This is a genomic window from Citrobacter sp. wls718 (genome assembly GCF_005280945.1).
Classification (GTDB): domain Bacteria; phylum Pseudomonadota; class Gammaproteobacteria; order Enterobacterales; family Enterobacteriaceae; genus Citrobacter; species Citrobacter gillenii.
Window position 1 is genome coordinate 30,367 of sequence record NZ_SZWV01000061.1, and the last position, 7,937, is coordinate 38,303.

General features: G+C 53.7%; 6 protein-coding genes and 1 pseudogene. 1 reads left to right on the forward strand and 6 read right to left on the reverse strand.

What is annotated here, in order from left to right; all coding sequences use genetic code 11:
* Nucleotides 1–436: pseudogene (locus tag FDW95_RS23790) on the forward strand (LLM class flavin-dependent oxidoreductase); the annotation flags it as partial.
* Nucleotides 437–522: 86 nt separating this feature from the next.
* On the opposite strand, the gene mtr reads toward FDW95_RS23790, so the two are convergent.
* The 6 genes from mtr to rpsO form a co-directional block, all read right to left on the reverse strand.
* Complete coding sequence (mtr, locus tag FDW95_RS12160) at nucleotides 523–1,767, reverse strand: tryptophan permease (RefSeq protein WP_096755539.1); 1,245 nt, start codon at nucleotides 1,765–1,767, stop codon at nucleotides 523–525.
* A 270-nt stretch (nucleotides 1,768–2,037) separates the two neighbouring features.
* Entirely contained in the window at nucleotides 2,038–3,978 is a 1,941-nt protein-coding gene (locus FDW95_RS12165; protein ID WP_137363514.1) for a DEAD/DEAH family ATP-dependent RNA helicase, read from the reverse strand.
* Nucleotides 3,971–4,051, reverse strand: coding sequence for a protein YrbN (yrbN, locus tag FDW95_RS12170; RefSeq protein WP_010723222.1), 81 nt, complete (start codon nucleotides 4,049–4,051; stop codon nucleotides 3,971–3,973). Before yrbN ends, FDW95_RS12165 begins: the two co-directional genes overlap by 8 nt.
* A 106-nt stretch (nucleotides 4,052–4,157) precedes the next feature.
* Nucleotides 4,158–5,042, reverse strand: coding sequence for a lipoprotein NlpI (gene nlpI, locus FDW95_RS12175; RefSeq protein ID WP_137363515.1), 885 nt, complete (start codon nucleotides 5,040–5,042; stop codon nucleotides 4,158–4,160).
* Between the two features lie 108 nt (nucleotides 5,043–5,150).
* On the reverse strand, nucleotides 5,151–7,283 hold the full coding sequence (gene pnp / locus FDW95_RS12180) for a polyribonucleotide nucleotidyltransferase (RefSeq protein ID WP_096755536.1): 2,133 nt from the start codon (nucleotides 7,281–7,283) through the stop codon (nucleotides 5,151–5,153).
* A gap of 248 nt (nucleotides 7,284–7,531) precedes the next feature.
* A complete protein-coding gene (rpsO, locus tag FDW95_RS12185) occupies nucleotides 7,532–7,801 on the reverse strand; it encodes a 30S ribosomal protein S15 (protein WP_096755535.1) in 270 nt (89 codons plus the stop codon).
* Nucleotides 7,802–7,937 lie beyond the last annotated feature (136 nt).

The following is a 7,937-nucleotide window of genomic DNA, read 5'->3' on the forward strand; positions in this document are numbered from 1 at the left end:
CCACTTCGCCCCGGATATGCTGCACCAGGCGCTGCATCTTTATCGCACTCAGTTCAAACCCTCCACGCGTCTGGCAACACCGTATGCGATGATATGCATCAACATCATCGCTGCCGACAGCAATCGCGACGCTGAGTTTCTCTTCACCTCTATGCAGCAGGCGTTTATGAAACTGCGTCGGGGTGAAACCGGACAACTCCCACCGCCGGTGGAGAATATGCATCAGCTGTGGTCCGCATCCGAGCAATATGGCGTACAGCAGGCATTAAGCATGTCGCTGGTGGGGGACAAAGCGAAAGTGCGTCACGGGCTGGAGTCAATCCTGCGTGAAACCCAGGCCGATGAGATTATGGTTAACGGGCAGATTTTTGACCATCAGGCACGCCTGCATTCGTTTGAGTTGGCGATGCAGGTGAAAGAGGAGTTGGTTGGGTAGGTCTAGGTTGCCCGGTAGCGCTACGCTTACCGGGCCTACGGGTTCGAGTAGGCCGGATAAGGCGTAGCCGCCATCCGGCACGCTACTTACTGATACACCGGCAACAAATTAACGCTCGACAGGATATGGATAACCGCGTTGCCGACACCGAACACCAGAATCAGCGCAATCATCGGCTTGCCACCCCAGACGCGGAATTTCGGGCTACCAAACCGCTTGCGGGATTTACGTGCCAGCAGCGCCGGCACAATGGCCGCCCAAATAGTGGCCGCGAGCCCTGCATAGCCAATGGCGTACAGGAAGCCGTTCGGCCACAGCAGGCCACCGACAATCGGTGGGACAAAGGTCAGTAAAGCGGTTTTCAAACGCCCCATTGCTGAGTCATCAAAACCAAACAGATCCGCCAGATAGTCGAACAGGCCCAGCGTCACGCCAAGGAACGAACTCGCCACGGCAAAGTTGGAGAACACCACCAGCAGCAGGTCCAGACTGCGGCTGTTCAGCACCCCACTCAGCGCCTGTACCAGTACATCAATGTTACCGCCCTGCTTAGCAATGCCAATGAATTCCGGGCGTGGAATATTGCCCATCGTCCCCAGCAACCATACGGTGTATAGCACCAGCGCCAGCAACGTGCCGTACACCAGGCACTTCACGATGGTCTTCGGATCTTTACCGTAATACTTCATCAGACTCGGTACGTTACCGTGATAACCAAAGGATGCCAGACAGAACGGCAGCGTCATCAGCAGATACGGTGTGTACGACGCATTGCTTTCTGCGACGTTAAACAGCGTGGTTGGGGATACATGTCCCATCAGGCTGCCGAAGGTCAGGAAGAAGGTGATCACCTTCGCACCCAGCACGATAGCCGTCATGCGGCTCACCGCTTTGGTACTCAACCACACCACAAACGCCACCAGTAGCGCGAAGCCAAACCCTGCCGCTCGCGCCGGGACGTTCAGCGACATCTCGGCAAAGGTATGGTGCAGAATCGAGCCGCTCGCCGAGATATACGCATAGGTCAGGATATACAGTACGAACGCAATCGAGATGCCGTTGACAACGTTCCAGCCTTTGCCTAGCAGATCTTTGGTGATGGTATCGAAGCTCGAACCAATACGATAATTGAGGTTAGCCTCGAGGATCATCAGCCCGGAATGCAGCATGCAGAACCAGGTAAAGATCAGTGCCGCCATTGACCAGAAGAACCACGCCCCGGACATGACCACGGGCAGAGAAAACATCCCCGCGCCAATAATGGTGCCGCCGATAATCACCACGCCGCCAAGCAGCGATGGTGACGTTTGGGTGGTGGTTAGTGTTGCCATTTAGCCTGATCTCCAGTGTATTTACCCGTCATACTTCAAGCTGTAGATGCCTTGGCTGCACTCCGCCATCCCAGTCACTTACTTGAGCAAGCTCCTGGAATGTCCTCGTTTGCCGCCTTCCTACAACTCGAATTATTTAGGGTTAAAATTAGCTAATACAGTTCAATGCGCTGCACTGTACCAGTACACGAGTACAAAAGAAATAAAAAAAGCCCCGACCGTTAAGATCGGGGCTGTATATTTTACTTTACAGCTATGAAGCCAAGAGGCTTATGCGTCACCGCCGAAACGACGACGACCTGCGGAGTCATCACGACGCGGAGCGGAAGCATCGTCACGACGTGGAGCACGGCTGCCTTCACGACGTTCGCCACTGAAACGACGACCATCACCACGGCCACCTTCACGACGCTCAGTGCTGTTACCACGGTTTTCGCCACGACCACCTTCACGACGTTCGCCGCTGAAACGACCACCGCCGCCGCCACGACGCTCACCACCAGTGTGCGGTACTGCATCGCCAACCAGCTGCATGTTCATCGGCTTGTTCAGGATGCGAGTACGGGTAAAGTGCTGCAGCACGTCGCCCGGCATACCTTTCGGCAGTTCGATGGTGGAGTGCGTACCGAACAGCTTAATGTTACCGATGTAACGGCTGCTGATGTCACCTTCGTTAGCGATAGCGCCAACGATATGACGTACTTCAACACCGTCATCACGACCCACTTCAATGCGGTACAGCTGCATATCGCCAACGTCACGACGTTCACGACGCGGACGGTCTTCACCACCGCGTTCCGGACGGTCACCACGCGGGCCACGATCGTTACGATCGCCACGTGGAGCACGTTCATCGCGGTCGCGGAATTCGCGCTTAGGACGCATCGGTGCATCTGGTGGCACGATCAGCGGACGTTCACCCTGTGCCATTTTCAGCAGTGCTGCGGCCAGCGTTTCGATATCCAGCTCTTCTTCCGGCTGCATTTTCGCCAGCAGAGCACGGTACTGATCCAGATCGCTGCTTTCCAGCTGCTGCTGTACTTTCGCGGCGAATTTTTCCAGACGGCGTTTGCCCAGCAGATCTGCGTTCGGCAGTTCAACTTCCGGAATGGTCAGCTTCATGGTGCGTTCGATGTTACGCAGCAGACGACGCTCACGGTTCTCAACGAACAGCAGCGCACGGCCAGCACGACCCGCACGACCGGTACGGCCGATACGGTGAACGTAAGACTCGGAGTCCATCGGGATGTCATAGTTAACAACCAGGCTGATACGCTCAACGTCCAGGCCACGGGCCGCAACGTCGGTTGCAATCAAAATATCCAGACGGCCGTCTTTCAGACGTTCCAGAGTCTGCTCACGCAGGGACTGGTTCATGTCGCCGTTCAGTGCAGCGCTGCTATAGCCGCTACGCTCCAGCGCTTCTGCCACTTCCAGGGTCGCATTTTTGGTACGAACGAAGATAATCGCCGCATCAAAATCTTCTGCTTCCAGGAAACGCACCAGCGCTTCATTTTTACGCATGCCCCAGACAGTCCAGTAGCTCTGGCTGATGTCAGGACGCGTGGTGACGCTGGACTGAATGCGTACTTCCTGCGGCTCTTTCATAAAGCGGCGGGTAATACGGCGAATCGCTTCCGGCATGGTTGCAGAGAACAGAGCGGTCTGATGACCTTCCGGGATCTGCGCCATAATCGTTTCAACGTCTTCGATGAAGCCCATACGCAGCATTTCATCGGCTTCGTCCAGCACTAAACCGCTCAGTTTAGAGAGGTTCAGGGTACCGCGCTTCAGGTGATCCAGCAGACGACCCGGCGTACCGACGACGATCTGCGGGCCCTGACGCAGGGCACGTAACTGCACGTCATAACGCTGGCCGCCGTAAAGGGCTACCACGTTCACGCCGTGCATATGTTTAGAGAAATCCGTCATGGCTTCTGCAACCTGAACCGCCAGTTCGCGGGTCGGTGCCAGCACCAGAATCTGAGGTGCCTTCAGCTCAGGATCAAGATTGTTGAGCAGCGGTAAGGAGAACGCTGCAGTTTTGCCGCTACCGGTCTGGGCCATACCCAGAACATCGCGACCGCCCAGCAGATGCGGAATGCACTCTGCCTGGATTGGAGATGGTTTTTCGTAACCCAGATCGGTAAGGGCTTCAAGGATAGGAGCCTTCAGGCCCAGATCTGCAAAAGTGGTTTCGAATTCAGCCATGTAGTACGTGTGCCTCAAAATTAATGGCGGCCAGTCTACATAACTCATCATGAAATTGATCTGCAATTTTCATTGAAAAGTGTGAACCGGCTCAAAGTAGGTGTATTAACGAACAACAACGCCCTCACCGGTGAAGGTGATGGCAATCAAAAAAGATTACGGGCTGATGTGTACGTCAGCTATTGCTGGTCCGATTCTGCCAGGTCATCTTGGTCCTGGCCCAGGAGCGATAATTCCAACAATGCGTATCGGTGCTCAACAAAGTTATGAACGTTGTTAGCCACCGCCAGTTTGAACAATGCCGTAGCGTTGTCCAAATCCCCCAGACTTAGGTAGTACTTACCTAAATAGAAGTTGGTTTCACTGAGATGCTCAGCGAGCGAGGTGTTATCCGTTGCGTCCGCCTTCAGGCGCTCCATCAGCGTTGCTTCGCTAATGTTGCCCAGGTAGAACTCGACAATGCTCCATCCCCATTGCTCTTTATCCGATTTCTCGAAGCGCTGTATTAACGCTTCTTTAGCCTGCTTCTCATCGAGCTTCTGCTCGGCGAGATACAGCCACAGACTGCGGAATGGATCATTGGGATCGTCTTGATAAAACGCTAGCAGATCATCTTGCGCTAACTTGTCACGACCGCCGTAATACAATGCGATACCGCGATTTAAGTGCGCGTAGTTGTAAGTTGGATCAAGCTCAAGTACAGAATCAAACGCTTCATAGGCAGCATCAAAATTGCCTGCCTGCGTTAAATATATACCTAAGTAATTGAATACTTCAGGCATATCTGGTCGGATTGCCAACGCTTGTGAAAAATCATTTCGCGCTAGTGCCCTCAGACCGAGACTATCATACAACACTCCGCGCTCATATAAAAGCTGTGCGCGTTCGTCATCGGTTAAAGCCCGACTGGCAAGAATTTGTTCCATACGTGCCAGAATCACTTCCTGCTGTAAAGTCGGTTGCAGTGGTACTGCGAGGACTTCACTCTTACGCCAGGCGGAATTACTGCATCCAGCCAGCGTGAGTGCTGTCGCAACGAAACACCAGCGCAAAAAAGGCTTCATTTCCCACTCCCGAAGACAACGATTGAATGAACGTCCTGTTCCCCGGTTGCTAACAAGGCTTCCTGCCGGGTTAAAGGCCCCCCGCTCACGCGGAGGGCAATGGCAACCTTACTCGCCGAGGCTTGCCGGTGCTTCCGGCGCAGCTGCTGGCTGAGACTGCTCAGTTGCTTCTTTAATGCTCAGACGTACGCGGCCCTGGCGATCAACTTCCAGAACTTTAACCGGTACTTCCTGACCCATCTGCAGGTAATCGGTCACTTTCTCTACGCGCTTGTCAGCGATCTGAGAGATGTGTACCAGACCTTCTTTACCGCCACCGATGGCAACGAATGCGCCAAAGTCAACGATACGGGTCACTTTACCATTGTAGATACGGCCAACTTCGATTTCTGCAGTAATCTCTTCGATACGACGGATAGCATATTTCGCTTTTTCACCGTCGGTCGCCGCGATCTTCACAGTACCATCATCTTCGATTTCGATGGTGGTGCCGGTTTCTTCGGTCAGAGCACGGATAACAGAACCGCCTTTACCGATAACGTCTTTGATTTTGTCCGGGCTGATCTTAATGGTGTGGATACGCGGAGCGAACTGAGAGATGTCGCCGCGCGGCGCATTGATCGCCTGTTCCATCACGCCCAGGATGTGCAGACGCGCACCTTTAGCCTGGTTCAGAGCAACCTGCATGATCTCTTTGGTGATACCTTCGATTTTGATATCCATCTGCAGTGCAGAGATACCATCGCGGGAACCCGCCACTTTAAAGTCCATGTCGCCCAGGTGATCTTCGTCACCCAGAATGTCAGACAGAACCACAAAGTTATCGCCTTCTTTCACCAGACCCATCGCGATACCCGCAACAGCGGCTTTGATCGGCACGCCTGCGTCCATCAGTGCCAGAGAAGCACCGCACACGGAAGCCATGGAAGAAGAACCGTTGGATTCGGTGATTTCAGACACAACACGTACGGTGTACGGGAATTTGTCCAGTTCCGGCATCACTGCCAGCACGCCGCGTTTCGCCAGACGGCCGTGACCAATCTCACGACGCTTCGGAGAACCGACCATACCGGTTTCGCCTACGCAGTACGGAGGGAAGTTGTAGTGGAACAGGAAGTTGTCAGTACGCTCGCCCATCAGTTCGTCGAGGTTCTGCGCATCACGGGTGGTGCCCAGGGTCGCAGTAACCAGCGCCTGAGTTTCGCCACGGGTGAACAGTGCGGAACCGTGAGTACGCGGCAGTACGCCAGTACGCACGTCCAGACCACGGATCATGTCTTTTTCGCGGCCATCGATGCGCGGCTCGCCTGCCAGTACGCGGCTACGAACGACGTTTTTCTCGATAGCGTGCAGGATTTCACCCAGTTCGTTAGCGTCCAGGGTTTCGTCTTCTGCAACCAGTTGAGCGATGGTTTCAGATTTGATCACGTCAACCTGAGCATAACGCTCTTGTTTGTCGGTGATACGGTAAGCATCGCTCAAACGCGTTTCTGCCAGCGCGGCAACGCGTGCATTCAGCGCTTCGTTGACAGCTTCTGGCTGCCAGTCCCAACGCGGCTTGCCAGCGACTTTAACCAGCTCGTTGATTTCTTTGATAACAATCTGCTGCTGTTCGTGACCGAATACGACAGCGCCCAGCATCTGGTCTTCGCTCAGCAGTTCAGCTTCGGATTCAACCATCAGTACGGCAGCTTCAGTACCGGCAACAACCAGGTCCAGCTTGCTTTCTTTCAGTTCGTCTTGAGTCGGGTTCAGTACATACTGGTCATTGATATAACCAACACGAGCAGAACCGATCGGGCCGTTGAACGGCAGACCAGACAGGGACAGCGCAGCGGATGCGCCGATCATTGCCACGATATCTGGGTTAACCTGCGGGTTAACGGAGACAACGGTCGCAATAACCTGAACTTCGTTGATGAAACCTTCCGGGAACAGCGGACGAACCGGGCGGTCAATCAGACGCGCGATCAGGGTTTCGCCTTCACTCGGACGGCCTTCACGACGGAAGAAGCTACCCGGGATACGGCCAGCAGCGTAGGTACGCTCCTGATAGTTAACGGTCAGCGGGAAGAAATCCTGGCCTGGCTTGGTCTTTTTCTGACCAACAACGGTCACAAATACCGCGGTGTCATCCATGCTAACCATAACAGCAGCAGTAGCCTGACGAGCCATCATGCCGGTTTCCAGCGTTACGGTATGTTGGCCGTACTGGAATTTACGAACGATCGGATTAAGCAAAATAATATCCTTTCTCTTTTTTTAACGGCGTATTTATACACGCCATCGTTAATACCCGACCTTCTGCGCATCCTCGCGACTAATGACAACCCTAACCCACGCGTATTGGGTAAAGCCTCTCATTAGCCGCGCGAACCTCTGCGACGGAAGATCATTCATAGCAACAATACATTAGTTTCCAGCGAATTGCTGCCATCTGCTGGAAAAAAGGGGCCATGAAGGCCCCCTCTTTCTGAAACTCGAAAGACTTAGCGACGCAGACCCAGACGCTCGATCAGCGCAGTGTAACGTGCAACATCTTTACGCTTCAGGTAGTCGAGCAGTTTACGACGCTGAGAAACCATACGCAGCAGACCACGACGGCTGTGGTGATCTTTTTTGTGTTCAGAGAAGTGACCCTGCAGGTGGTTAATCTGTGCAGTTAACAGAGCAACCTGAACATCGGTAGAACCGGTGTCGTTTGCATCACGACCAAACTCAGAAACAATTTTAGCTGTAGCTTCAGTACTTAGAGACATTTTAAAACTCCAAAGTGTTAAGAATGTAAGGACGCCGATCTCTAATTCAGCGATCCCAGTGTATACACTTCATCCTTCAAACTGCCTCTGCGTTGGCTGCGTCCGCTCACCTCAGTCACTTACTTCAGTAAGCTCC

Bases quoted from the DNA above. Each gene is read 5' to 3' on its own strand.
- mtr (WP_096755539.1), bottom strand. From the start codon at position 1,767: ATGGCAACACTAACCACCACCCAAACGTCACCATCGCTGCTTGGCGGC.
- nlpI (WP_137363515.1), bottom strand. From the start codon at position 5,042: ATGAAGCCTTTTTTGCGCTGGTGTTTCGTTGCGACAGCACTCACGCTG.
- yrbN (WP_010723222.1), bottom strand. From the start codon at position 4,051: ATGAAAATTGCAGATCAATTTCATGATGAGTTATGTAGACTGGCCGCC.
- FDW95_RS12165 (WP_137363514.1), bottom strand. From the start codon at position 3,978: ATGGCTGAATTCGAAACCACTTTTGCAGATCTGGGCCTGAAGGCTCCT.
- rpsO (WP_096755535.1), bottom strand. From the start codon at position 7,801: ATGTCTCTAAGTACTGAAGCTACAGCTAAAATTGTTTCTGAGTTTGGT.